Here is a 24,186-nt window from a genome sequence, read left to right on the forward strand (position 1 = left end):
TGATCAGCGGAGTGAACGGTTGCCCTTGAACTCCCAGTCGATCTGGCCGACCGCCTTGCCCTTGCCCGTGCCGTTGACCGCGGACGTGGTCTCGGCGAACGTGAGCGTCGCGTGGGCGATCGCATCCGCCATCAGGTCGAGCGTGTCCTCGTCGACGTTCGTGATGTCGTCGCACGCGGCGTGATAGCAGGGGTCGTACGGCTCGCCGGCGGTGCCGCCGAAGATCGCCGCCTGCTCAGCCGACTTGATGCCCTCCGCGCCGGTGAACAGGCCGCCCGCCGGGATGCCCGCCTCGATGAAGCCGAAGTAGTCGCTTCGACCGTCGAAGTCGGTCGGTTCGGACGGTTCGCCCACGCTGCCGAAGAAGTCGGTGAAGACGTCCTCGATCACGCCCGACCCGTTGGGTCCCGAGACGCCGAGCGCGTCGCCGTCGCCGTCGTAGACGAAGTTCACCGCGTTCGTCGAACCCACCATGTCGAAGTTGAGGTTCAGCGCGGTGTCCTTGATCTCTCGGGGCGTCAACTGCGAGACGTAGTAGCTCGACCCGATGAGGCCGTCCTCCTCACCGCTCCAGAAGGCGAAACGCACGCGGTTCTGGGGCTCGATGCCGAGCTCGGCCATCGCGAGCGCCGTCTCGAGGATCGCAGCAGTGCCCGAGCCGTTGTCGTTGATGCCGGGACCTTCGGCCACCGAGTCCAGGTGACCGCCGACCACGACCGTGCGGTCGGTGCGACCGGTCGGGGTGTCGGCGAACAGGTTCTCGGTCGTCACCTGCACGACCTCGGCCTCGAGGTTGAGTCGCAGCTCGAGTCCATCGGTCGTCGCCCACTCGGCGCCCAGCGCGTACGGTGCGCTCACGACCGGGATCGGTCGCACCGGCGGGTCGAGTGTGCCGCCGAAGAGTCCGAGCCGGTCATCGCCCGGCACCACGTTGCCCTGGTTGAAGATGATGACACCTGCTGCCCCTGCGGCGATGGCGTTGTCGGCCTTGACCGAGAAGTTGCAGGTGCCGCGCTGGATGAGTGCGATGTCGCCCGCGGGGAAGCCGACGAAGTCGGCCGCTTCGCAGCCGCTCGTCGTCGCGTGGTCTCCGGAGAGGTTCACGTCGACGACGGTCACCGACGCGGTGACGTCGCCCTCGCCCGAGAAGTCCATCGGGAAGAAGTCGACACCGAGCACGTAGTCGACGGCGTTCGGCGCGGTCTGCTGCAGTGCTGAGGCGCCGAAGTCGGTGCGCTCATAGGTGAACTCCTGCGTCCACGTGTCGTAGCCGGCGGCGTCGAGCAGACCCTGCATGTAGTCGAGGGACGCGACGTGGCCGGGAGTGCCGGCCGCACGGTTGTCGCCGTTGGCGTCGGCGATGGCCTGAAGCGCGTCGAGGTGGGTCATCACGCCTTCGACGGTCACGGCATCCCGAAGCTCTCGGGTGTCGACGACCGGGGCGGCTTGGGCGGGTGTCGCGATCGCGAAGGCGCCGCAGACGGCGAGCGAGGCCGCGATGGCTCCGATGCGCGTCGTGTTTCGGGTTCGAGTGTTCACAGCTGCTCCTTCGTCGGAGATTGTGTGTTCGCGACGTCCGCGGGCCGGACATCGCAGCGGCGCCGCATCGATTCGGGCCGATCAGTGCCGATTCCGTGAGATTACCTCAGGAGATCGTCGAGGGGTAGGGGTGTTCCTCGGCGACACGCCCGCCCTCGAGCGTGACGACCCGGTCGACGAGCCGCTCGTCGACGTCGGCATGGGAGATGAGCACCACCGAGCGGCCGGCTCGACTCGCCGCCTCGGTGATGTCGCGCAGGAGCGCATCGGCTCGCGCGGGGTCGACGCTCGCCGTCGGCTCGTCGAGCACGAGCACCGGGAAGCCTGCGAGCATCGCCCGGGCGAGTGCGAGTCGCTGCGCCTGCCCGCCGGAGACGAGCGCGCCGCGCTCGCCGACTGCGGCGTCGAGCCCACCGCGCTCCTCGACCCATTCGCGGAGGCCCACCCGCTCGAGCACCTCGAGAAGTTGCTCGTCGCTCGCCGTGTCACGGGCGAAGATCAGGTTCTGGCGCACGTCCTCATCGAAGAGCCACGGCCGTTGCTCGACGAGGCCGACGATGGAGCGCACGTCGGCGGGATCGAGCGTCGAGGCCTCGATGCCGCCGAGGCGGTACGACCCCTCGTAGTCGAGGAAACGCACGAGCACGTGGGCGAGGGTGGTCTTGCCCGCTCCGGAGCCACCGCGCACGAGGATCCGCTCGCCGGGCGCGATCACGAGGTCGACGCGGGTGAGCGCCGCTCCACGGCGATCGCCGGTCCCAGCAGCGGTCGATGCGCCGCGGCCACCTTCAGGGCTCGCGAGCACCGGCCAGCTCGCCTGCACACCGCGCAGCTCGATCGTCGGCGGCGCGTCCCCCGCGGGCGGCGCCGCAGGCGAGTCCGGCATGACGGGGATGCCGGCCGGAACGACGTCGGGCACGGCACCCGCGACCCGGGCGGCGCTCGCGCGTGCGAGCCGAAGCGCCGATGCGGCGAGCGGCACGGCCGTCGCGACCTCGGCGATGGCGAGCGGCACGAGGCAGAGCACCGCGAAGGTCGGGCCGTCGATGCGGCCGGACTGCAGCAGCGGCACCGCGGCGGCGAGACTCGCGGCCACGGCGAATCCGCCGATCGCGCTCATCGCCGCCGCTGCGACACCGGTTGCCGCCGCCCGCGAGCGGGTCGCCTCGGCATACCTGGCTCCGAGCTCGTCGATGCGGCGACGTCCGGCGCCCGCTGCATCGAAGGCCACGAGCACCTCGAGTGCCTGCACGTGCTCGACGATCGCAGCCTGGAGCTCGCCGCGCAGGGGTGCCGTCGTGCGTTCGGCGCGGGCGACCGCCCGCTGCTGCACCAGGAGCGCGGCCCCGATCCCCACCACGAGGCAGACCAGCACGGCCAACGCCGACTGGGGCGCGATGAGACCGATGCCGATGACGGCGGCGACGAGCACGATCACCGCGCTCACGAGCGGCTGCACGGCGCGCAGAGGAACGTTCTGCAGTTCGTCGACATCGCTCACGAAGCGATCGAGCAGATCTCCCCGGCGCGTCGCCGTGATGCCATCCGGCGCGATCGGGAGCATGCGCTCGAATACGCTCGCGCGGATCGTGGCGAGCTGCCGGAACGAGGCGTCATGACCGGTCAACCGCTCGAGGTACCGGAACACCGAGCGACCGAGCGCGAATGCACGCACGCCGACGATCGCCATCGAGAGGTAGAGCACCGGGGGCTGCTCGTCGGCGCGGGCGATCAGCCATGCCGAGCACGCGAGCAGCACGATGCTCGACCCGGCGGACCCGATGCCGAACAGCACGGCGGGAAGGAGTCGGCGCGGGCTCGGAATGGCGCGGCGCAGCATGGTGCGGGCGGGATCAGACATGCGCGGGCTCCAACTCGATGATGCGGTCGGCACGGGCGGCGAGGGCGGGCCGGTGAGTCGTGACGACCACGATGCGGCCCGCGGCAGCGAGCTCGTGGAGCGCGTCGCCGAGCGCGGCCTCACGGCCGGCGTCCAGCGCCGAGCTCGGTTCGTCGAGGAGCAGCAGTGCGGCGTCGCGTGCGAGCAGTCGGTGGATCGCACGAGCGGTCGCGACGCGCTGCGCCTGGCCACCCGAGAGGCCCGAGCCGCCCGGCCCGAGCCGAAGTTCCGGGTCGAGCTCGGCCCCGGCCAGCCGGCACGCGCGCGTGCACAGCGCCGGGTCGGCATGCTCTTCGCCGAGACGCACGTTCGAGGCGATCGTGCCGGCGAGGAGGGCCGGCATCTGGCCTGACCACGCGACCCCCGACCGGCCGCCGGCACCGGCACCGAGCCGCGCTCCGTCGAGCCGCGCAACGCCCTCGATCGGCACGAAGCCGAGCAGCGCCGCGAACAGGCTGGACTTGCCGGAGCCACTCTCCCCCGTCACCGCGACGACTTCACCGCGAGCAGCATCGAGGTCGAGATCGTCGAGCACGACCCGGTCGCCTCGCACGACCCGGATGCCACGGAGATGCAGGCCGCCAGCGGCATCCGTCACCTCGTTCGTCGCATCGGCGACGGCCACCACGCGGAGATCCGAAGACCGGCCCGTCTGCTCGGCCGCGTCGAGCAGGTCGAACGCGTCGACCGACGCGGCGACCCCTTCGGTCGACGCGTGGAATGCGGCACCGACGTTGCGCAGCGGCAGGAAGACCTCCGGTGCGAGCACGAGCACGAAGAGCCCGGCGATGAACAGCATGTCGCCCGCGACGAGCCGCAACCCGATCGAGACCGCGACGAGCGCCACCGAGAGACTCGCGGCGAACTCGAGGGTGAACCCCGAGAGGAACGTGACGCGCAGCACCTTCATCGTGTGCGAGCGGTAGTCGTCGGTGACCGCCCTGATGCGCGCGGTCTGGCGCTCGGCGCGACGGAAGAGCATCAGCGTCGACAGACCGCCGACGACCTCGAGGAATCCGCGGGAGAGCGACGCGAGACTCTCCCACTGCCGACGCTGCACGGCCTGGGTGGCCATGCCGATGAGCGCCATGAAGACGGGGATGAGGGGCAGCACGATCACGAGCACGAGCCCCGACAGCGGATCGGCGATCCACGCCATCGCGATGAGGATCGGCGTGACGACGATCGTCGACACGAGCTGCGGCAGGTATTGCCCGAAATAGGCGTCGAGGGCGTCGAGGCCTGGGCCGAGCAGTGTGGCGATGCGCGCCGTCGGGAACCCGGAAAGCCCCTCGGGCTCCGCCTCGAGCGCCGTGAGCAGCTCGCTCCGGAGTTCGGCCTTCACCCTGGTCGCGCCGGCGGATCCGACGACGTCCCAGACCCACGCGGCGACGGCGCGAACGGATGCCGCGGCGACGAGCAGCACGAGGAACGGCACCGCATCGGCCGGCGGCATGCCGTCGATCAAGCCCGTCACGAGGGAGGCGAGCGCCCAGGCGAACGCGACGATCGCCGCACTCTGCACGAGAGCGAGTGCGGCACCCGTCGCGAGGAACCCGCGCGCGGAGCGCGAGCGGCGGATCAGGCGTGGATCGAGCGGCTTCACCTCAGTGCGCCGACGCTTCGACGGACGCCCGCGAGACGCGCTTGCGGAACACCCAGTAGGTCCAGCCCTGGTAGACGAGCACGAGCGGCAGCGCGATCACCGCGACCCAGCTCATCACGGTGAGGGTGTACGCGGAACTCGAGGCGTTCTCGATCGTCAGGCTGTTGGCCGGGTCGTTCGACGCGGGCATCACGTCGGGGAAGAGCGAGGCGAACAGCGCGAGCACGGCTGCGGCGATCGTGATCGCGAGCATCGTGAACGCGACGCGTTCGGCGCCTCGCGCGTTGGCGAGCCACCCCCCGATCAATGCGAGCGCTGCGACGGCCGCGAGCACCCAGAACCAGAAGCTGCCGAAGGCGAAGCCGGTCCACACGAGGAACACCGCGGCGACCACGATCGTGCCCAGTCCGGAGCGCGCCGCCAATCGCCGCGCACGCTCACGCAGCTCGCCCTCGGTCTTCAGCGAGGCGAACACCACGCCGTGGGTGAAGAACAGCAGCAGGGTCGTGAGTCCTCCGAGCAGGGCGAACGGATTCAGCAGGTCGAAGAGCGTGCCCGTGTAGTTGTGTCCGGCGTCGAGTGGCACGCCCTGCACGATGTCGGCGAACGCGACGCCCCACAGCAGTGCGGGTACCGCCGAGCCGACGACGATCATGCCGTCGAACCACTTCTTCCACTGTGATTCGGGCCGCTGGTGGCGGTACTCGAACGACACTCCGCGTGCGATGAGCGCGAGCAGGATCAGGAGCAGCGCGAGGTAGAACCCGGAGAACAGCGTGGCGTACCACTCGGGGAACGCGGCGAAGAGCGCGGCTCCGGCTACGATCACCCAGGTCTCGTTCAGATCCCAGACCGGCCCGATCGTGTTGATGAGCACGCGACGATCGGTGTCGTCCTTCGCGAGGAACGGGAGCGACATGCCGACGCCGAAGTCGAACCCGTCGAGCACGAAGTAGCCCACGAAGAAGAAGGCGACGATCCAGAACCAGAGCACCGTGAGATCCATGTCCGTCTCCTTCTAGTAGACCGTCGTGGCGGGTTCGTGGCGACCGGTTTCGGGGTCTGGTTCCCCGACGTCGGGCGGGCCCTTCCTGATGGCTCTGAGCACGAGCCTGACCTCGACGATCGCGAGCGCGCCGTAGACGACCGTGAAGGCGACGAGCGAGATGAGCACCTCGAGGCCGGTCACATTCGGCGAGACGGCCGACTCGGTGGGCAGGAGGCTGAACACGATCCACGGCTGCCGGCCCATCTCGGTGAAGATCCAGCCGACGATCATCGCGCCGAGCGACAGGGGGAAGCTCCAGATGGCGACCTTCCAGATCCATGCCTGCTTCGGCATGCGACCCTTGCGGGTCACCCACAACCCGACGACCGCGACGAAGACGTGCGCGAGGCCGAGGCCGATCATCCATCGGAACGCCCAATAGGTGACCCAGATGATCGGGGCGTAGTCCCCCGGCCCGTAGAGCTCCTGGTACTGCGCCTGCAGGTCGTTGATGCCCTCGACGCAGCCGTCGAAGGTGTGCGTCGAGAGGAACGAGAGCAGATACGGCACGCGAATCGAGAACAGCTCGCTCGAGCCGTCGGGGGTGCCGAGGGTGAAGAGCGAGAACGAGGCATCCGCCCCGCAGACCGTGTTGTACGTCGCCTCGGCCGCGGCCATCTTCATCGGCTGGGTCGCGACCATCGCGAGGCTCAGCTGGTCTCCGAAGAGCGTCGTGAGGATGCCGGAACCGACCATGACCCACAGGCCGAACTTCAGCGCGGGACGCATCGTGTCGAGGTGCTGGTTGCGCGCGAGATGCCACGCCGCAGCGCTGATGATGAGCCCGGCGGCCACCATGAAGCTCGCGGCGATCGTGTGCGGGAACGCTGCGAGAGCGACCGGGTTGGCGAGCAGCGCGCCGATATCGACCAGCTCGGCCCTGCCGCGTTCGACGTTCATCTGGTAACCGACCGGATTCTGCATGAACGCGTTCGCCGCGATGATGAAGTACGCCGAGGCGATCGAGCCGATCGCCGTCGCCCAGATCGTCGCCAGGTGCACGCGGCGAGGCAGTTTGTCCCAGCCGAAGATCCAGAGCCCGATGAACGTCGCTTCGAAGAAGAAGGCGAGCAGGCCCTCGAGCGCGAGCGGCGCCCCGAACACATCGCCCACGAAGCGCGAGTACTCCGACCAGTTCATGCCGAACTGGAACTCCTGAACGATGCCGGTGACGACGCCCATCGCGAAGTTGATCAGGAAGATCGAGCCGAAGAACCGGGTGATGCGCAGGTACTCCGCCTTGCCGGTTCGGTACCACGCCGTCTGGAAGACGGCGGTGGTCGTCGCGAGGCCGATCGTCAGCGGAACGAACAGGAAGTGGTAGACGGTGGTGAGGCCGAACTGCCATCGGGCCAGGAGCAGCGGGTCGAGCAGCTCGTTCACGAATGTCCTCTCGCACGTCTCACGCCGTGATCTCGCGAGTTCTACGCGTCGTAGAACTATCTTCTACAGAGCGTAGAACATTTGGCTGGTGAACGGTAGTCTGGTGCCATGGCAAGTCTCGGCGAACTCGAGCGCTCCGTGATGGAGGTGCTGTGGTCGCGCGACGCCGGCCTCACAGCGAACGACCTTCGCGATGCCCTCGCGCTTCGCGACGGCGAGTCCGGCCGTGCCGTCGCCACGACCACGGTGCTGACCGTGCTGTCGCGTCTCGAGCGCAAGGGCTTCGTGACTCGCGCACGCGAAACGCGCCCGCACCAGTACCGCGCCCTGCTCACGCGCGAAGAGCACACGGCCGAACTCATGCACGAGGTGCTCGACCGCTCGAGTGATCGCGATGCCGCGCTCGCACGGTTCGTCGGCACGGTCAGTGCGGGTGAAGCCGCAACGCTGCGCCGGCTCCTCGACGAACTCTCCCGATCCTGACCATGCTCGCCGTCGCCGCGCTGCTCGGCGTCTTCGCGCTCCTCCTCGCATGGCCGGTGCCGGTTGTGCTCTCCCGTGCTGCATGGCCGTCGCAGTCGCCCGCTGTCGCACTCGCGCTCTGGCAGGCCATCGCGCTCGGCGGCGGCCTGTCGATGATCGGCTGCCTGCTGGTGTTCGGCTCCTCCCCCGCCGGGTCATTGCTCGCCGCAACCGGTGCCCTGCTCCCGCACCTGTTCATCGGGCCGATCCCACCCGAGTTCGGGGTCGTGCACCTGGCGGCGCTCACGCTTGCGGCGGGACTGGCGGCTCATCTCGCGCTCAACCTCGCCCTCACCGCGGTTCGGGCCGAACGTGAACGCCGGCGGCAGCACCAGCTCATCGCACTGCTCGGCGACCCGCTGCCTGGCGAGCCGCGCACCCGCGTGCTCGCCCATTCGCTCCCGCTCGCCTATTGCGTGCCCGGCATCCGCACGGCCACCGTGCTCACCGAGGGCCTGATCGAGGCACTCGGAGAACTCGAACTCCGAGCCGTGATCGCCCATGAACGAGCGCACCTCGATCAGCTCCATCACCTCGTGCTGCTCGCTTTTCGCGCATGGCACAGTGCGCTGCCCTGGTTTCCGATCGCCAACCGGGCTGAACGCTCGGTCGCGCTGCTCGCCGAGATGCTGGCCGACGACGAGGCGCGCCACGCCGCCGGCGACGACGCACTTCGGCGCGCGATGCTCCAGGTCGGCAGTGGCGGCGAGCCGGGCGCGTACGCCGACTCCGGCGGCGTGGTGCCTGACATCGAGATGCTCGAGGCACGGCTCGCCCGCCTCGGCGGACCGGTACGGAGGCCGCCGCGCGCGCTCCGGCTCGCGGTCGTCTCGGCCGCGGTGCTCATCGTCGCGTTGCCCATCGCAGCGCTGCTCGTGAGCCTCGGCGGCATCTCGTAACGCTGCGCAGTCCCGCGGCCATCCGACGCGGCTGCGGTACCGCCGTATGATCACCGATCACTCCGAATCCCCCCACAGTCTGACGTCGTCGCCAGCGCGCGTCGGTACGCTCGAACGATGAACGAGATCCTCGATTGGATCCTCGACACCGTGCAGGATGTCGACCCCATCGCCCGAACCCTGCTCGCCGGCCTCGGCATACTGCTCGAAACGTCGGTGCTCATCGGGCTCGTCGTTCCCGGCGACACCGTGGTGATCGTCGCCTCCACCGCGGTCGACGGTCTCGGCGAGTACTTCGCCCTCACGATCACCGTCATCGTCGGCGCGTTGATCGGCGAGAGCATCGGTTTCGCACTCGGCCGCTGGTTCGGGCCACATATCCACGCATCGTGGGTCGGCCGCAAGATCGGCGACGAGAACTGGGATCGTGCGCAGCGCTATCTCGAGCGCCGCGGCGGCCCTGCCGTGTTCATCTCCCGCTTCCTGCCCGTGCTGCACTCACTCATCCCGCTGACGGTCGGCATGAGCACCATGCGCTACCGACGCTTCATCGCCTGGACGGTGCCGGCGTGCGTGATCTGGGCCTTCGCCTACGTCACGGTCGGGTGGCTCGCAGCAGGCAGTTACCGCGAGCTCAGCCGAGAGCTGCACTGGGCGGGCTACGTCTTCGTCGGCGTGATCGCCGTGTTCCTGCTCGCGGCCTGGGGCGTGAAGAAGCTGCTCGTGCGGTCGGAGGCCAAGCACATGGCACCGGTTGCGCCGGCAGCCGCACATGACGACGGGCCGGATGCCGCAGCATCCGACCCGTCGAACCTCGACGTGGAGCCGAGGAGCCCGAAGGCCTAGAAGAGCGCCTTCTCGGCGAGCCAGTCCTTCGCGATCTGATCGGCCGACTGCTGCTCGTTGACGCTCAGGGCGTTGAGCGCGACGAGGTCTTCGGCCGTCAGCGCTGCACTCACGGTGTTGATGACGTCGGCGATCTCGTCGGTCACCTTCTCGCTCACGACCGGCACGACGTTCGAGGCCAGGAAGAGCCCTTCGGGGTCTTCGAGGGTCACCAGCTCGTTCGCCGCGATCTCGGGGTTGGCGCTGTAGATGTTCACGAGCTGCACCTGGTCGTCGACGAGCGCCTTGAGGGTCAGCGGGCCGCCGCTGTCTTCGATCGGCGTGAAGGCCACGTCGACGCCGTAGACCTCTTTCAGCCCCGCGGGACCGTACGGGCGCGTCTCGAGCTCGGAGTTGCCGCCGAGGGTGAGCGGAGTCGTGACCTTCGCGAGGTCGGCGAGGCTCGTGACACCGTTCGCCTCGGAGAACTCCTTCGTCACGTTGTACGAGTCCTGATCGGTGGCGGGCGCCTGGTCGAGCACCCGAAGGCCCTCGGGCAACGAGGTCTCGAGCTCGGCGTAGACGTCGTCGCTCGTGGTGGCCTCGGTGTCGGGCACGTAGTACTGCAGCAGATTGCCCGTGTACTCGGGGAAGACGTCGATCTCACCGCCCTCGATCTCGGGGATGTAGACCTCGCGCTGCCCGATGAGGAACTGCCGATCGACCGTGAAGCCCTGGTCTTCGAGTGCCTGGGCGTAGATCTCGGCGATGATCTCGTTGGAGTAGTAGTCCTGCGAGCCGACGACGATGGTCTCCGACGTTCCGCCGCCGTCACCGGATCCGCTGTCCAGCGGATCGCCCGACGCGCACCCTGCCAGGGCCACTGTCGCCCCGACCGCGACCGCTGCCAGGGCAGCCAGCCGGCCTTTTCCTGCTGTGTTCATTCTCGATTCCCTTCGGTGATGGGTTGCCCCACGACCGCTCGGGGCCGGGCCGGCCGCGAGCGGAGCTCTCTGGTGCGGGTCGCGCGCACACCGGCGGGCACGACGAGACGCTGGGTGATGGCGAAGATGCCGTCGACGATGAGGGCGAGCAGGATGACGAGGATCGAGCCGCCGAGCATCTCGTCGTAGTTGCGCGTTTTCAGCCCGGCGAAGATGAATCGCCCGAGGCCGTCGTCGGCGATGTAGGCGGCGAGGGTCGCGGTCGCGATGATCTGCAGTGTCGCCGAGCGGATGCCGCCGACGATGATCGGGAGGCCGAGGGGAACCTCGACTCGGCCGACGAGCTGCAGCTCGCGCATTCCCATCGCCCGTGCCGCGTCTATCGTGCGGCGGTCGACCGATTCGAAGCCTGCGTAGGCACCTGCGAGGAGCGGCGGAATCGCGAGGATGACGAGGGCGATGATGGGGGCGCCGAGACCGATGCCGAGCCAGAGACCGAAGAGCGTCAGCACGCCGAGTGTCGGCAGCGCGCGCAGACCGCCCGACACCATCACGGAGAACTCGCGTCCCTTGCCCGTGTGGCCGACGAGCGCCCCCGTCGGGAGCGCGATCGCCGAGGCCAGCAGGAGCACGACGGCCGAGATCCAGATGTGCTCCCAGAGGCGCTGCGGGATGCTGCCGGTGCCGCTCCAATTGGCGGGATCGAGGATCCATGCGATGCCGTCGATGAAGAGGTTCATGCGGCGTCCGCCTGCTTCACGAGCGTGGTCGACACGGCTCTCGCTGTCGCGGTGTTCGGTCGCGACCAGGGCATGAGCAACCGGCCCGCCATGACGCACAGCCAGTCGAGCACGAGGGCGAGCACCATGGTGGCGACGATGCCCGTGATGATCTCGGCCTGGATGTTGCGCTGGAAGCCGTTGGTGAAGAGCGTGCCGAGGCTGGGCACGCCGATGACCGCACCGACGGTCGCGAGGCTGACCGTGCTCACGATCACGACGCGCAGTCCCGACAACAGCACGGGGCCGGCGAGAGGCAGTTCGACTCCCCAGAAACGGCCGACGGCCGAGTATCCGACCGCAGTGGCCGACTGGCGGATGTCGCGCTCGACGGCGTCGAAGGCGTCGGCCGAGGTGCGCACGATGACGGCGATGCCGTAGAGCGTCAGGGCGATCACGAGGTTGAGCGGTGACCGGAGCGGCAGGCCGGTGATCGGCGGCAGCGCGATGAAGAGCGCGAGCGACGGGATCGCGTAGAGCAGCGCGCAGAGCCCGAGCAGCACGCCACGCGACCATCGGTAGCGGTGCGCGAGCCAGCCGATCGGAACGGAGATCACGAAGCTCAGTATGATCGCGGGCACCGACAACGCGAGATGGGTGAGCATCAGCTCGCCGACCAGGTCGAGGTTCGACCAGAGCCAGTTCACGAGGCGAGCACTCCAGCCGGGCGGCCGTCGGCGTCGACCACGAGCCGTCGTCCGCCGAGCTCGGTGACATGCAGGGCGCGTTTGCCGCGGTCGGCGCCAACGAAGTTCGCGACGAAGTCGTCGGCCGGATTCGCGAGGATCTCGGCGGGCGACGCCGCCTGCGAGATCTGGCCGCCCTGCTGCATGATGACGACCTGGTCGCCGAGGAGGAACGCCTCGTCGATGTCGTGCGTGACGAAGACCACGGTCTTGCCGAGATCGCCCTGCAGACGCAGGAGCTCCTGCTGGAGCTCTGCCCGCACGATCGGGTCGACGGCGCCGAACGGCTCGTCCATGAGCAGGATGTTGGGGTCCACGGCGAGCCCACGTGCCACCCCGACTCGCTGCTGCTGACCGCCCGAGAGCTGGCTCGGGTACTTGTCGGCGAGCGATCGGTCGAGCCCGACCGTGTCGAGCAGCTCGAGCGCGTGCGCGTGCGCGTCGCGCCTCTTCTGGCCGCGCAGCATCGGCACGGTCGCGACGTTGTCGATGACCTTGCGATGCGGCAGTAGCCCCGAGTTCTGCATGACGTAGCCGATGCTGCGGCGGAGCGCCACGGGCTCGCGGGTCGCGACATCCGTGCCGTCGATGAGCACCTGGCCCGACGTGGGATCGACCATGCGGTTGATCATGCGCAGCAACGTCGTCTTGCCCGAACCCGACGACCCGACGAACACCGTGGTCTTGCGGGGAGGAATGACGATGTCGACGCCCGCGACGGCCACGGTGCCGTCGGGGAACTGCTTCGTGACGCTTCGGAACTCGATCATGCTGCCTCATTCCATGCCCGGCGGTCGCCGAACCCGACGTCCAGCCAAACACCAATCGCGTGCCGAGGCAACGAGCACGGTGCGGCGCGTCGCCGCTGGCGCGCGTTCAGGCGGCGTTGCTGGAGGCGGCGGCTTCGCCCAGATGCTCGGTCAGGTAATCGCGAACGAGTCGCTTCGCCTCGGCGAGGTACCGGTCGTCGCCGGCGGCATCGCGTTCGAAGGCACGGCTGATCAGCGCATCGCCGAGCTCGATCGAGATGCCCAGCCGGAATCGGAGCTCGGCCTCATCGGCGGTGCCGCCGAACTCGGCCTCGATGAGCCGCGCCATGCGGTGGGCGAACTCGGGCTCGATGTCGCCCTCGGCCGTCTCGCGGCGTGCGGCGTGCACGACGCTGAAGCCTGGCTCGTCGCGGTACATCGTCGCGCAGGCATCGAGCGCGACGTCGACGACGTGCCACCAGGTGGCGAGGTCGGCGCGCTCCATGTCGTCGGCGACGCGTTCGCGGTACCGGCGCACGGAGCGCTCTCGAAGGGCATGCAGCACCGCGACGCGGTCGGGGAAGTACCGGTAGACGGTGCCGATGGATGCACCGGCGCGCTCGGCGACCATCTGCGTCGTCAGGCGTTCGAATCCGGACTCGTCGACGATCTCGGCCGCGGCATCGAGCAACGCGTCGAGCCGCTGCGTGCTGCGTCGCTGCGTCGGCTCGGTGCGGATCGACCGTCTCCGGCTCGGATCGGCCCCCAGGATCAGGTCGACATTCGGCACGGAACCTCCTCAGTAGCGCGTCTACTCTACCCGGAGCGGCACCCCGCCTCAGACCACTCGTGCACCCTCCGTTTCGCGGCTCGACACCGGCGCATGACAGACTGAGTGGATGCCGGCGAGCTCCCCCCTACCGGCCGGACAACGAGAGCGCCAGGTCCGGCATCGTGCTGCGCGCCTCGAAGACCGGATCCACGACATCCGCGAGCGTTGGGCGCGTCGGCGCGGTCAGGTGCCCACCGTGGTGCCATACACCGGCTATGGATCGACCGCCTGGGTGCGCGTGCTCTGCCGAGTGCTGCTCAGCCGACCCGTCGATCCCGACGAACGCTCGAAGCGACGTCGCCGACGGGGCGAGCAGGGCATCCGCGGCTGGCGCAGCTTCACGAGCGTGCCGGTCGGCGACGTCGCCGTGACCATCGAGGTCGGCGGCCAGCGCATCGAGGTGCTCGCCGACCGCGGCGGGGTCGTCGACACGAAGGTGCCGGTCTCGCTCGAACCCGGCTGGCACCGCGTCACCCTCACCGCAGAGGGGTCGGAGCCGGTCGAGGCACCCATCTGGATCGTCGGCCCAGACGTCGACTTCGGCATCATCTCCGACGTCGACGACACGGTGATGGTCACGGCGCTCCCCCGCCCCTTCGTGGCGTTCTGGAACACCTTCGTGCTCGACGAGCACGCGCGCATCCCGACTCCGGGCATGGCGGTGCTCTTCGAACGCCTCGTCAGGTCGCACCCGGGCTCGCCGGTGATCTACCTCTCGACGGGGGCATGGAACGTCGCACCGACGCTCACGAGGTTCCTCTCGCGCAATCTCTATCCAGCAGGCCCCCTGCTGCTCACCGACTGGGGACCGACGCACGATCGCTGGTTCCGAAGCGGACGCGAGCACAAGGAAGACAATCTCCGACGCCTCGCCGAGGAGTTCCCCGACATGCGTTGGCTGCTGATCGGCGACGACGGCCAGCACGACGAAGAACTCTACGAGCGTTTCGCCACCGATCACCCCGGCCGCGTGACGGCGATCGCGATCCGTCGTCTCTCCAAGGGCGAGGCGGTGCTCGCCGGCGGGCGCACGAAGGGCGAGCAGCACGCTGCAGGCGTGCCCTGGGTCTCGGCGAGCGATGGTTCGGCGATCGCCGACCAGCTCGCCGACGTCGGCGTGCTCTGAGCTACTGCGCCCCGCGACGACCGCGCGCGCGACCGCGCCGAGCGGCTCGGCTCGGAGTCGGTCAGGCGGCGATTGCGGTGCGACGACTGCGGGCGAACCGCGCGAGCCCCCGATTGACCTGCCTCGCCCACAGCGGGCCCCGGTAGATGAACGCGGAGTACCCCTGCACGAGCGTGGCCCCGGCGTCGAGCCGGTCTTGCACGTCGGCGGCGGTCTCGACCCCGCCGACCGACACGACGCACAGCTCGGCCGGCACCTGCGCGCGGATCAGGCGCAGCACCTCGAGCGAACGTGCTGCGAGCGGCGCCCCCGAGAGGCCGCCGGCACCGATCGCCTCGACGACGGATGGCGCGGCACGAAGCCCCTCGCGTGAGATCGTCGTGTTCGTGGCGATGATGCCGTCGAGGCCGAGGCGCTGCACGAGCTCGCAGATGCGCACGATCTCGGCGTCGGCGAGGTCGGGCGCGATCTTCACGAGCAGCGGCGTCTCGCCGGAGGCGGCGCGAACCGATTCGAGCAGCGGTGCGAGCGAGTCGATCTCCTGCAGGCCTCGCAGGCCTGGCGTGTTCGGCGAGCTGACGTTGACCACGAGGTAGTCGGCGAAGGGGGCGAGCACCCGCGCGCTGCGCACGTAGTCGGCGACGGCGTCTTCGACCGCGGTGACCCGGCTCTTGCCGATGTTGACTCCCAGCACCGGGCGGTCGCGACGGCGTGCGAGCCGCGAGAGACGACCGGCTGCGGCATCCGCACCGCCGTTGTTGAAGCCCATGCGGTTCACGAGCGCACGGTCGCTCACGAGGCGGAAGAGCCTCGGGCGCGGGTTTCCCGGCTGCGCGACCGCCGTGATCGTGCCGACCTCGACATGGCCGAACCCCAGCTGGCCGAGGCCTCGCACGGCGTAGCCGTCTTTGTCGAAGCCTGCAGCGACGCCGAACGGCGATGGGAAGCGGAGCCCGAGGGCTTCGACCGCGAGCGCTGCATCGGGCGCGGTGAATCGTTCGACGAGCTTGCCCACCCCGAGCGTCGGCAGGGCGCGAATCACCCGGAAGGCGAGATGGTGGGCGTCTTCGGGGTCCAGGTGAGACAGGACGGCGGAGAAGAGAAGTCGATACATCGCGCCTCAGGCTACCGGAGTCGTCGCGCGCCGACCGACATCACTCCACGGGTCGGGCGGGCAGGCGGCCGTGCTCTTCACGGAGCTGTTCGATCGCCGACTCGAAGTCGTCGAGCGAGTCGAAGGCCTGGTAGACGCTCGCGAATCGCAGGTACGCCACCTCGTCGAGCTCGCGCAACGGCGGCAGGATGGCGAGGCCGATGTCGTTGGCCTCGATCTGCGACGCACCGGTCGAACGAATGGTCTCCTCGACCTTCTGCGCGAGCACCGCGAGGTCGGAATCCGTCACCGGCCGCCCCTGGCACGCCTTCTTCACGCCCAGCACGACCTTCTCACGGCTGAACGGCTCGATCACGCCCGACCGCTTGATGACCACGAGGCTCGCGGTCTCGGTCGTGGAGAACCTGCGCCCGCACTCGGGGCACTGGCGACGACGTCGGATCGAGAGTCCGTCATCGCTCGTACGTGAGTCGATGACTCGGGAGTCGGGGTGTCGGCAGAACGGACAGTACATGGTGCTCCCAGCCTAGCGGCGGTCGTCGAGGGCGATGGTGGGGCGCAGGGCGCTCAGGATGGCGCCGGGCTCATGCCTCGAATCGGGCGGTGACCGCCTCGCCGTGCGCCGGCAGGTCTTCTTCGGCCGAGAGCGCGGCGATCACGGGCGCGACCTCGCGCAGCGCCTGCTCGTCGTACCGCACCACCTGCTGCGGCCGCAGGAAGGTCGCCGCAGAGAGTCCTGAGGCGTATCGCGCCTGCCCGCCGGTCGGCAACACGTGGTTGGAGCCGGCGGCGTAGTCGCCGAGACTCACGGGCGAGTACGCTCCCATGAAGATCGCGCCGGCGTTCTCGATGCGGGCGAGGGTGGCATCGGCGTCGCGCACCTGGATCTCGAGGTGCTCGGGCCCGAAGGCGTTCGCGAAGTCGGCGGCCTGCTCGAGGTCGTCGACCAGCACGACCGCCGACTGAGCGCCCTCGATCGCCTGGCGCACGCGTTCGCTGTGCTTGGTGGCCGCCACCCTGACTTCGAGGCGTCGGGCGACCTCGGCCGCGAGCTCGGCCGAGTCGGTGACGAGCACGGATGCCGCGAGCTCGTCGTGCTCGGCCTGGCTCACGAGGTCGGCCGCCACGAAGTCGGCGTCGGCGCCGTCGTCGGCGATGACGAGGATGTCGGTCGGCCCGGCCTCGGCGTCGATGCCGGTGACGCCCTGCACGACCCGCTTCGCCGCGGCGACGAAGACGTTGCCGGGCCCGGTGACGCGTTGCACCGGCTCGAGGCCGATGCCCTCGACGCCGTACGCGAAGGCGCCGATCGCGCCCGCGCCACCCATCGCGTAGACCTCGTCGATGCCGAGCAGCGCGGCGATCGCCGCGATCGTCGGGTGGATGCGCCCGCCGAACGCCGCTTGCGCAGGTGAGGCCAGTGCGATCGACCGCACGCCGGCGACCTGCGCCGGAACGACGTTCATGATGACGCTCGACGGATAGACCGCCTTGCCGCCCGGCACGTACAGGCCGACGCGCGTGACGGGCTGCCAGCGCTGTTCGACCACCGCCCCACTGCCGAGCCGGGTCACCCGCGGCTCTGGCACCTGGGCCGTGCTCGCGGCACGCACGCGTTCGATGGTCTGCAGCGCCGCGGCCCGCACCTCTGGCGCGAGCGCCTCGAGTGCGTCGGCGAGCTCGTCCGCAGGCACGCGCACGGCGGCCGGTCGAACGCCGTCGAATCGCTCGGCCTGGTCGAGCAGCGCCGTCTCGCCGTGCTGGCGAACCTCGTCGATGATCGCCCGAACGGTGTCGAGCGCGGCCGAGACGTCGGTCGCCGAGCGCGGCACGAGGGCGAGCAGGCAGGCCGGCGTCGGGCGGGTTCCACGGAGATCGATGGTGCGCAGCATGATGCATCCAGCCTATCGACGCGTCGCGGTGTGCTCGCCCGGGTCAGACGAGGCAGTTGGGGCCCAGCAGGCTCTTGAGCTCACCGTAGAGGTCGGCCGTCACCTTGACCGGGTACTGCCCGATCTCGAAGACGCGACCGACGCGCCCCTTCGTCAGCACCATGCGCACCTCGGTCTCCCCGCGATGACGTTCGAGCACCTCGCGGAGCGCCTCGGTCGTCTCTTGCGTCGCCCGCTGGTCGGGCAGCGTGATCTTCACGATGCCTGACTCCTCGTCTTGGCCGATCTCAGGCGTGAGCACGCTGTAGGCGTGCAGGTTCATGCCGTCGTCGCGCATGCTGACGCGCCCACGCACGACCACGATCGAATCGGCCTGCAGTCCGGGCGCGAACTCCTGGTAGGCCTTGCCCATGAACATCACCGTGATCTCGCCCGAGAAGTCCTCGACCGTGATCATGCCGTACTGGTTGCCCGAGGATTTCGCGATGCGGTGCTGCACGCTCGTGACGAGACCCGCGACGGTGACGGTGTCGGCATCCTGCGTCGAATCCGACGTGGTGAGGTCGAGGATCGACGTCGATGCGTGCTTCGCGAGCGGGGCCTCGAGTCCGGCGAGCGGGTGATCGGAGACGTACAGCCCCAGCATGTCGCGCTCGAAGGCCAACTTCTGCTTCTTCGGCCATTCCGGACGCGCGGGCACGAGCGACGGCGCGGCATCCCGCTCGTCGTCGTCGAAGAGACTGTCGAAGTCGAAGCCGAAGTCGCCGACCTCCTCGGCCCGCTTCTCCTTCACGACCGACTCGACTGCGCTCTCATGGATCTCGACGAGCGAGCGACGCGTGTGCCCCAGGGAGTCGAACGCGCCCGCCTTCGCGAGGGACTCGACCGTGCGCTTGTTCGCCACCGGCAGCGGCGACTTCTTCAGGAAGTCGTGGAACGACTCGAACCTGCCCTTCGCCTCGCGTGCGCCCCGGATCGCGTCGACCACGTTCGACCCGACGTTGCGCACCGCGCCGAGTCCGAATCGGATGTCTTCGCCGACGGCGGCGAAGTAGCCGATCGACTCGTTCACGTCGGGCGGCAGCACCTTGATGCCCATGCGGCGGCATTCGTTGAGATAGAGCGCGAGCTTGTCTCGCGCATCGCCGACGCTCGTGAGCAGTGCCGCCATGTACTCGGCCGGGTAGTGCGCCTTGAGGTAGGCGGTCCAGTAGCTCAGCACGCCGTACGCGGCCGAGTGGGCCTTGTTGAACGCGTAGTCGGAGAAGGGAAGCAGGATCTCCCAGAGCTTCTGGATCGCGGCCTCCGAATAGCCGTTCGCCTTCATGCCCCCCGAGAAGCCCTCGTACTGCTTGTCGAGCTCCGACTTCTTCTTCTTGCCCATCGCGCGACGAAGGATGTCGGCCTGGCCGAGTGAGAACCCGGCGACCTTCTGCGCGATCGCCATGACCTGCTCCTGATAGATGATCAGGCCGTAGCTCGTGTCGAGGATCTCGCGGAGCGACTCCTCGAACTCAGGGTGGATCGGGGTGATCTCCTGCAGACCGTTCTTACGCAGGGCGTAGTTGATGTGCGAGTTCGCGCCCATCGGCCCCGGTCGGTACAGCGCGATGACGGCCGAGATGTCTTCGAAGTTGTCGGGCTTCATCTGGCGCAGGAGCGACCGCATCGGCCCGCCGTCGAGCTGGAACACCCCGAGCGTGTCGCCCCTCGCGAGCAGGTCGTAGGCGCCCTGGTCGTCGAGGGCCAGGTCTTCGAGCACCGGGCGATGGCCGCGGTTCGCCTCGATGTTGTCGAGCGCGTCGTCGATGATGGTGAGGTTGCGCAGCCCGAGGAAGTCCATCTTGATCAGGCCGAGCGACTCGCACGCCGGGTAGTCGAACTGCGTGACGATCTGGCCGTCTTGCTCGCGCTTCATGATCGGGATGATGTCGACGAGCGGGTCGCTCGACATGATCACGCCGGCCGCGTGCACGCCCCATTGGCGCTTGAGGTTCTCGAGGCCGAGTGCGGTCTCGAAGACGGTCTTCGCCTCGGGGTCGGTCTCGACGATGGCCCGGATGTCGGAGGCCTCTTTGTACCGCGGATGCTTCGTGTCGAAGATGCCGGTGAGCGGGATGTCTTTGCCCATGACGGCGGGCGGCATCGCCTTCGTGAGCTTCTCCCCCATCGAGAACGGGAAACCGAGCACGCGGCCCGCGTCTTTGAGCGCCTGCTTCGCCTTGATCGTGCCGTAGGTCACGATCTGGGCGACGCGCTCGTCGCCGTACTTCTCGGTGACGTACCTGATGACCTCGCCGCGGCGACGCTCGTCGAAGTCGACGTCGAAGTCGGGCATCGAGACGCGGTCGGGGTTGAGGAAGCGCTCGAAGATGAGGCCGTGCTGCAGCGGGTCGAGGTCGGTGATGCGCATCGCGTAGGCGGCCATCGAGCCGGCACCGGAGCCACGACCAGGGCCGACGCGGATGCCGTTGTTCTTCGACCAGTTGATGAAGTCGGCGACGACGAGGAAGTAGCCGGGGAAGCCCATCTGCAGGATGACGCCGACCTCGTAGTCGGCCTGCTTGCGCACCTCGGCCGGAATGCCGTTCGGATAGCGCACGGCGAGGCCCCGGTCGACCTCTTTGACGAACCAGGTCTCTTCGCTCTCGCCCTCTGGCACCGGGAAGCGCGGCATGTAGTTGGCGTTGGTGTTGAACTGCACGTCGCAGCGCTCGGCGATCAGCAGCGTGTTGTCGCACGCCTCTGGATGGTCGCGGAAGACGTGCCGCATCTCTGCCGCGGTCTTCAAATAGAACTCGTCGGCGTCGAACTTGAAGCGATTGGGGTCGTCGAGCGTCGAGCCCGATTGCACGCACAGCAGCGCGGCATGGCTCTTGGCGTCGTGCGCGTGCGTGTAGTGCAGGTCGTTGGTCGCGACGAGCGGCAGGGCGAGGTCTTTCGCGAGCCGGTGCAGGTCTTCCATGATGCGGCGTTCGATGCCGAGCCCGTGGTCCATGATCTCGGCGAAGTAGTTCTCTTTGCCGAAGATGTCGCGGAAGTCGGATGCCGCCTTGACCGCCTCGTCGTACTGCCCGAGCCGGAGCCGGGTCTGCACTTCGCCCGACGGGCAGCCCGTGGTCGCGATGAGCCCCTTGGAGTACATCGAGAGCAGTTCGCGGTCCATGCGGGGCTTGAAGTAGTAGCCCTCGATCGAGGCGCGGCTCGAGAGCCGGAAGAGGTTGTGCATGCCCTCGGTCGTCTCGGAGAGCAGCGTCATGTGCGTGTAGGCGCCCGAGCCCGAGACGTCGTCGCCGCCACCGCCACCCCAGCGGATTCGCGTCTTGTCGCCGCGCGCGGTGCCCGGCGTGATGTAGGCCTCGGTGCCGATGATCGGCTTGATGCCGGCGTCGGTCGCCTGCTTCCAGAAGTCGTAGGCGCCGAAGACGTTGCCGTGATCGGTCACCGCCACGGCGGGCATGCCCTCGCCCTTCGCCGCCTGGATGAGCTCCCCCACCCGGGCCGCACCGTCGAGCATGGAGTACTCGCTGTGCACATGCAGGTGGACGAAGGAATCGGTGGCCACTGGGCTCCTCATCGGGTACGGCGAGTGTGGGTCTGGGGTCTTCGAAGTCTACGGGCGACCACCCTCACCCGGGTCGCGTGGAACGCGGTTCGGTCGCCGCGCTCGGTCGGCGCTCAGTCGCCGCGGAGCAGCTCGAGCGCACGCGCGAGGTCGGCCGGATACTCCGACACGAACGTCGTCCAGGCCCCGTCGGCGGGGTGCGCGAACGCGAGCTGCTTCGCATGCAGCCATTGCCGTTCGAGGCCGAGCCTCGACGAGAGGGTCGGGTCGGCGCCGTACATCGAGTCTCCGGCGCACGGATGCCGCTGCGCCGCCATGTGCACGCGGATCTGGTGTGTGCGGCCCGTCTCGAGATGCACCTCGAGCAGGGAGGCGTACGGGAAGGCCTCGATCGTCTCGTAGTGCGTCACCGCGTGCTTGCCTTCGGCGGTCACCGCGAACTTCCACTCCGAGCGGGGGTGGCGGCCGACGGGCGCGTCGATCGTGCCGGCGAGCGGGTCGGGGTGCCCCTGCACGACGGTGTGATAGATCTTCTCGACCTCGCGGTCGTGGAACTGACGCTTCAGGTCGGTGTAGGCGCGCTCGGACTTGGCGACGACCATGAGTCCGCTGGTGCCGGCGTCGAGCCGGTGCACCACGCCCTGCCGCTCGGAAGCGCCGGACGTGGAGATGCGGAACCCCGCCGCGGCGAGTGCCCCGACGACGGTCGGGCCGTTCCAGCCCACCGACGGGTGCGCGGCGACGCCCGCCGGCTTGTCGACGACGACGAGATCGTCATCGTCGTGGATGATGCCGAGGTCGGGCACCTCGATCGCTTCGATCGTGAGGCCTCGCGGCTCCTCCCAGCTCACCTCGAGCCAGGCGCCGGCGCGCAGTCGATCGGACTTGTCGACGGTCGCGCCGTCGAGTGCGACACCGCCCGCCGAGGCGATGTCTGCTGCCAGGGTTCGGGAGAATCCGAGGAGCTTGGCGAGGCCGGCATCGACACGGGAACCCTCGAGCCCGTCGGGGACGGGGAATGAACGATGCTCCATCAGGCGCCGTGCGCGGCTTCGCGGAGCGGCAGGCTCTCGTCAGCCGTGGTGCCGGTGGCATCGCCGGCCCCGGCGACGGGAGCGTCGGCCCGGTCGACCGTGGTCTCCCGCGGCTGCCTCGCCCCGTCGAGGCCGATTCCTCGAATCGTGAGGATCATGAACAGCACCATGCTCGACACGATGGCCATGTCGGCGACGTTGTAGATGGCCGGAATCAGCCACGGCGTGGAGATGAAGTCGACCACGTGGCCGAGCCCGAACGACGGCTCTCGGAAGAGCCGGTCGGTGAGGTTGCCGAGCACGCCGCCGAGCAGGAGCCCGAAGACGATGGCCCAGGCGGTCGAACGGATGCGCCGGGCGAACCAGACGATGAAGGTGATGACGCCGGCCGCCAGGATCGTGAAGATCCAGGTCATGCCGCTCGCCAGCGAGAAGGCCGCGCCCGGATTACGAACGAACTGCCATTGCAGCGCCGATCCGAGCACCGGCACGATCTCACCCTCGGTGAGGTTCGCGACGATGAAGAACTTGCTCAGCTGGTCGAGGCCGTACGCCGCAAGCGCGGCGCCGGCCACGACCAGGAGAGCAGTGGTGGAGCCGAGCTTCGCGGCTCGCTCAGCCTCCAAAGCCCTGGAAGGTCGGCGCAGGCTGCTCGGTGGGCAGGCCCGACGCGCCGACCGGAGCCGAGAAGCCCTGGTTGCCCGAGACCTGCACCGGAGCCGCCGTGTCGAGGTCTCGCAGCTGACCCTCGATGTAGTTCTTCAGCTTCGCGCGGTAGTCGCGCTCGAACACGCGGAGCTCGTCGACCCGCTTCTCGAGGGCGACGCGCTCCTGGTCGAGCACGCCGATCTGCGCGCGCTGCTTGGCCTCGGCCTCGGCGACGACCCGCGCAGCAGTGGCGTGGCCCTCGGCGATCAGCGCATCGCGCTTCTCGACGCCCTCGCGCACGTGCTCCTCGTGCAGGCGGCGAGCCAACTGCAGGAGGTTCGTGGTGCTCGTCTGCTCGTCGAGCTCCGACTGCGGCGATGCGGGCTGCTGCATCGGCACCGCGACGGTGGGCGGCGGAGCGGCCGGTTCGGTGTAGACCGCGGGTGCCTGCACGGCGGCGGCAGGAGCTGATCCGACCTCCGCAGCACGCGCCTCGGCCGCGGACAGCCGCTGACGCAGCTCTTCGTTCTCCCCGTTCAGTCGACGAAGCTCCACTACGACCTCGTCGAGGAAGTCGTCGACCTCGTCTTGGTCGTAGCCTTCCCGGAACTTCGTCGCCTGGAAGCGCTTGTTGACCACATCTTCCGGAGTTAGCGCCATGGCTTTCCACCCTCAAATCTGTCGAACTGTTCGATCACGTTCAGCTAACGGTAGCAAAGACATCCTCAGAGTCGTGAGTGTCGATCGTCTCGACCTCACCCTCGCAGGAGATCGTCAGCCGGAAACGGCTGCAGCTTGCGCCAGCAGGGACACCACGGTCATCGCGACGATCACGACGAGCATGGCCAAACTCCAGCCGAGGTCCAATGCGACCTGGCCGATTCTGATCGGCGGCACGAGCCGCCGGAAGAAGCGCACGAGCGGATCGGTGAGGCTGTAGACGGCCTCCACGATCACCAGCCATGCGCCACGAGGACGCCATGACCGGTTGAACGTCCGCACGAGGTCGAGCACGAAGCGCCCCCACATCACGAAGAAGTAGATGAGGAGGAGCGCGTAGAGCAGGTTCCAGACGACGACGAGCACGCCCACGGT

At 68.8% G+C, this 24,186-nt stretch carries 22 protein-coding genes; 4 read left to right on the forward strand and 18 right to left on the reverse strand.

Features of this window, described 5'->3' with window-relative positions; genetic code table 11:
• Window positions 1–3: 3 nt before the first annotated feature.
• The 5 genes from H521_RS0112260 to H521_RS0112280 form a co-directional block, all read right to left on the reverse strand.
• Window positions 4–1,539 (reverse strand): M20/M25/M40 family metallo-hydrolase, encoded by a 1,536-nt coding sequence (locus H521_RS0112260; protein ID WP_022893318.1) that lies wholly within the window; start codon window positions 1,537–1,539, stop codon window positions 4–6.
• Between the two features lie 106 nt (window positions 1,540–1,645).
• Window positions 1,646–3,400, reverse strand: a complete 1,755-nt coding sequence (cydC, locus tag H521_RS0112265) for a thiol reductant ABC exporter subunit CydC (protein ID WP_026482232.1) — start codon at window positions 3,398–3,400, stop codon at window positions 1,646–1,648.
• Window positions 3,393–5,045: a thiol reductant ABC exporter subunit CydD gene (gene cydD / locus H521_RS0112270; protein WP_026482233.1), complete on the reverse strand. Its 1,653-nt coding sequence runs from the start codon at window positions 5,043–5,045 to the stop codon at window positions 3,393–3,395. The genes cydC and cydD overlap by 8 nt, the downstream gene beginning before the upstream one ends.
• Before the next feature lies 1 nt (window position 5,046).
• The gene (cydB, locus tag H521_RS0112275) at window positions 5,047–6,051 is read right to left on the reverse strand and encodes a cytochrome d ubiquinol oxidase subunit II (RefSeq protein ID WP_022893319.1); all 1,005 of its coding nucleotides are present in this window, start codon (window positions 6,049–6,051) and stop codon (window positions 5,047–5,049) included.
• A 12-nt stretch (window positions 6,052–6,063) separates the two neighbouring features.
• Complete coding sequence (locus tag H521_RS0112280) at window positions 6,064–7,476, reverse strand: cytochrome ubiquinol oxidase subunit I (RefSeq protein ID WP_022893320.1); 1,413 nt, start codon at window positions 7,474–7,476, stop codon at window positions 6,064–6,066.
• Window positions 7,477–7,584: 108 nt separating this feature from the next.
• Here H521_RS0112280 and H521_RS0112285 point away from each other — a divergent pair, with 108 nt between their 5' ends.
• The 3 genes from H521_RS0112285 to H521_RS23115 all read left to right on the forward strand — a co-directional run bounded on the left by H521_RS0112285 (window position 7,585) and on the right by H521_RS23115 (window position 9,743).
• Complete coding sequence (locus H521_RS0112285) at window positions 7,585–7,959, forward strand: BlaI/MecI/CopY family transcriptional regulator (RefSeq protein WP_022893321.1); 375 nt, start codon at window positions 7,585–7,587, stop codon at window positions 7,957–7,959.
• A 2-nt stretch (window positions 7,960–7,961) separates the two neighbouring features.
• Window positions 7,962–8,897 carry a M56 family metallopeptidase gene (locus H521_RS0112290; RefSeq protein WP_022893322.1) on the forward strand — a complete coding sequence of 312 codons (936 nt, stop codon included), beginning with the start codon at window positions 7,962–7,964 and terminating at the stop codon, window positions 8,895–8,897.
• 117 nt (window positions 8,898–9,014) lie between these two features.
• Window positions 9,015–9,743 (forward strand): DedA family protein, encoded by a 729-nt coding sequence (locus H521_RS23115; protein ID WP_022893323.1) that lies wholly within the window; start codon window positions 9,015–9,017, stop codon window positions 9,741–9,743.
• Here H521_RS23115 and H521_RS0112300 read toward each other — a convergent pair.
• From H521_RS0112300 to H521_RS0112320, 5 genes are all read right to left on the reverse strand, one after another.
• The gene (locus H521_RS0112300) at window positions 9,740–10,666 is read right to left on the reverse strand and encodes an ABC transporter substrate-binding protein (protein ID WP_022893324.1); all 927 of its coding nucleotides are present in this window, start codon (window positions 10,664–10,666) and stop codon (window positions 9,740–9,742) included. The genes H521_RS23115 and H521_RS0112300 overlap by 4 nt on opposite strands.
• Window positions 10,663–11,406 (reverse strand): ABC transporter permease, encoded by a 744-nt coding sequence (locus H521_RS0112305; protein ID WP_022893325.1) that lies wholly within the window; start codon window positions 11,404–11,406, stop codon window positions 10,663–10,665. The genes H521_RS0112300 and H521_RS0112305 overlap by 4 nt, the downstream gene beginning before the upstream one ends.
• Window positions 11,403–12,092 carry an ABC transporter permease gene (locus H521_RS0112310; protein WP_022893326.1) on the reverse strand — a complete coding sequence of 230 codons (690 nt, stop codon included), beginning with the start codon at window positions 12,090–12,092 and terminating at the stop codon, window positions 11,403–11,405. The genes H521_RS0112305 and H521_RS0112310 overlap by 4 nt, the downstream gene beginning before the upstream one ends.
• The gene (locus tag H521_RS0112315; protein WP_022893327.1) at window positions 12,089–12,901 is read right to left on the reverse strand and encodes an ABC transporter ATP-binding protein; all 813 of its coding nucleotides are present in this window, start codon (window positions 12,899–12,901) and stop codon (window positions 12,089–12,091) included. Before H521_RS0112315 ends, H521_RS0112310 begins: the two co-directional genes overlap by 4 nt.
• Before the next feature lie 106 nt (window positions 12,902–13,007).
• Entirely contained in the window at window positions 13,008–13,670 is a 663-nt protein-coding gene (locus tag H521_RS0112320; protein ID WP_022893328.1) for a TetR/AcrR family transcriptional regulator, read from the reverse strand.
• Between the two features lie 109 nt (window positions 13,671–13,779).
• Here H521_RS0112320 and H521_RS0112325 point away from each other — a divergent pair, with 109 nt between their 5' ends.
• Window positions 13,780–14,838, forward strand: coding sequence for an App1 family protein phosphatidate phosphatase (locus H521_RS0112325; RefSeq protein ID WP_022893329.1), 1,059 nt, complete (start codon window positions 13,780–13,782; stop codon window positions 14,836–14,838).
• 61 nt (window positions 14,839–14,899) lie between these two features.
• Here H521_RS0112325 and H521_RS0112330 read toward each other — a convergent pair whose 3' ends face one another.
• The 8 genes from H521_RS0112330 to H521_RS0112365 form a co-directional block, all read right to left on the reverse strand.
• Window positions 14,900–15,952: a quinone-dependent dihydroorotate dehydrogenase gene (locus H521_RS0112330; protein ID WP_022893330.1), complete on the reverse strand. Its 1,053-nt coding sequence runs from the start codon at window positions 15,950–15,952 to the stop codon at window positions 14,900–14,902.
• Between the two features lie 40 nt (window positions 15,953–15,992).
• The gene (gene nrdR, locus H521_RS0112335; protein ID WP_022893331.1) at window positions 15,993–16,466 is read right to left on the reverse strand and encodes a transcriptional regulator NrdR; all 474 of its coding nucleotides are present in this window, start codon (window positions 16,464–16,466) and stop codon (window positions 15,993–15,995) included.
• A gap of 70 nt (window positions 16,467–16,536) precedes the next feature.
• The gene (hisD, locus tag H521_RS0112340) at window positions 16,537–17,844 is read right to left on the reverse strand and encodes a histidinol dehydrogenase (RefSeq protein ID WP_022893332.1); all 1,308 of its coding nucleotides are present in this window, start codon (window positions 17,842–17,844) and stop codon (window positions 16,537–16,539) included.
• A gap of 43 nt (window positions 17,845–17,887) precedes the next feature.
• Entirely contained in the window at window positions 17,888–21,421 is a 3,534-nt protein-coding gene (gene dnaE, locus H521_RS0112345; RefSeq protein ID WP_051159295.1) for a DNA polymerase III subunit alpha, read from the reverse strand.
• A gap of 101 nt (window positions 21,422–21,522) precedes the next feature.
• Window positions 21,523–22,443, reverse strand: a complete 921-nt coding sequence (locus H521_RS0112350; protein ID WP_022893334.1) for an RluA family pseudouridine synthase — start codon at window positions 22,441–22,443, stop codon at window positions 21,523–21,525.
• Complete coding sequence (gene lspA / locus H521_RS23120) at window positions 22,443–23,069, reverse strand: signal peptidase II (protein WP_022893335.1); 627 nt, start codon at window positions 23,067–23,069, stop codon at window positions 22,443–22,445. Before lspA ends, H521_RS0112350 begins: the two co-directional genes overlap by 1 nt.
• Window positions 23,059–23,751, reverse strand: coding sequence for a DivIVA domain-containing protein (locus H521_RS0112360; RefSeq protein ID WP_022893336.1), 693 nt, complete (start codon window positions 23,749–23,751; stop codon window positions 23,059–23,061). Before H521_RS0112360 ends, lspA begins: the two co-directional genes overlap by 11 nt.
• Before the next feature lie 114 nt (window positions 23,752–23,865).
• Window positions 23,866–24,183, reverse strand: a complete 318-nt coding sequence (locus H521_RS0112365; RefSeq protein WP_022893337.1) for a YggT family protein — start codon at window positions 24,181–24,183, stop codon at window positions 23,866–23,868.
• Window positions 24,184–24,186 lie beyond the last annotated feature (3 nt).

The sequence above is a fragment of the Agromyces subbeticus DSM 16689 genome (assembly GCF_000421565.1).
GTDB lineage: Bacteria > Actinomycetota > Actinomycetes > Actinomycetales > Microbacteriaceae > Agromyces > Agromyces subbeticus.

Coding starts and splice junctions, on each gene's coding strand:
- nrdR (WP_022893331.1), bottom strand. CDS start 16,466: ATGTACTGTCCGTTCTGCCGACACCCCGACTCCCGAGTCATCGACTCA.
- H521_RS0112285 (WP_022893321.1), top strand. CDS start 7,585: ATGGCAAGTCTCGGCGAACTCGAGCGCTCCGTGATGGAGGTGCTGTGG.
- H521_RS0112290 (WP_022893322.1), top strand. CDS start 7,962: ATGCTCGCCGTCGCCGCGCTGCTCGGCGTCTTCGCGCTCCTCCTCGCA.
- H521_RS0112360 (WP_022893336.1), bottom strand. CDS start 23,751: ATGGCGCTAACTCCGGAAGATGTGGTCAACAAGCGCTTCCAGGCGACG.
- H521_RS23115 (WP_022893323.1), top strand. CDS start 9,015: ATGAACGAGATCCTCGATTGGATCCTCGACACCGTGCAGGATGTCGAC.
- cydC (WP_026482232.1), bottom strand. CDS start 3,400: ATGTCTGATCCCGCCCGCACCATGCTGCGCCGCGCCATTCCGAGCCCG.
- cydB (WP_022893319.1), bottom strand. CDS start 6,051: ATGGATCTCACGGTGCTCTGGTTCTGGATCGTCGCCTTCTTCTTCGTG.
- H521_RS0112350 (WP_022893334.1), bottom strand. CDS start 22,443: ATGGAGCATCGTTCATTCCCCGTCCCCGACGGGCTCGAGGGTTCCCGT.
- H521_RS0112300 (WP_022893324.1), bottom strand. CDS start 10,666: ATGAACACAGCAGGAAAAGGCCGGCTGGCTGCCCTGGCAGCGGTCGCG.
- H521_RS0112315 (WP_022893327.1), bottom strand. CDS start 12,901: ATGATCGAGTTCCGAAGCGTCACGAAGCAGTTCCCCGACGGCACCGTG.
- H521_RS0112305 (WP_022893325.1), bottom strand. CDS start 11,406: ATGAACCTCTTCATCGACGGCATCGCATGGATCCTCGATCCCGCCAAT.
- H521_RS0112325 (WP_022893329.1), top strand. CDS start 13,780: ATGCCGGCGAGCTCCCCCCTACCGGCCGGACAACGAGAGCGCCAGGTC.
- H521_RS0112330 (WP_022893330.1), bottom strand. CDS start 15,952: ATGTATCGACTTCTCTTCTCCGCCGTCCTGTCTCACCTGGACCCCGAA.
- dnaE (WP_051159295.1), bottom strand. CDS start 21,421: ATGAGGAGCCCAGTGGCCACCGATTCCTTCGTCCACCTGCATGTGCAC.
- hisD (WP_022893332.1), bottom strand. CDS start 17,844: ATGCTGCGCACCATCGATCTCCGTGGAACCCGCCCGACGCCGGCCTGC.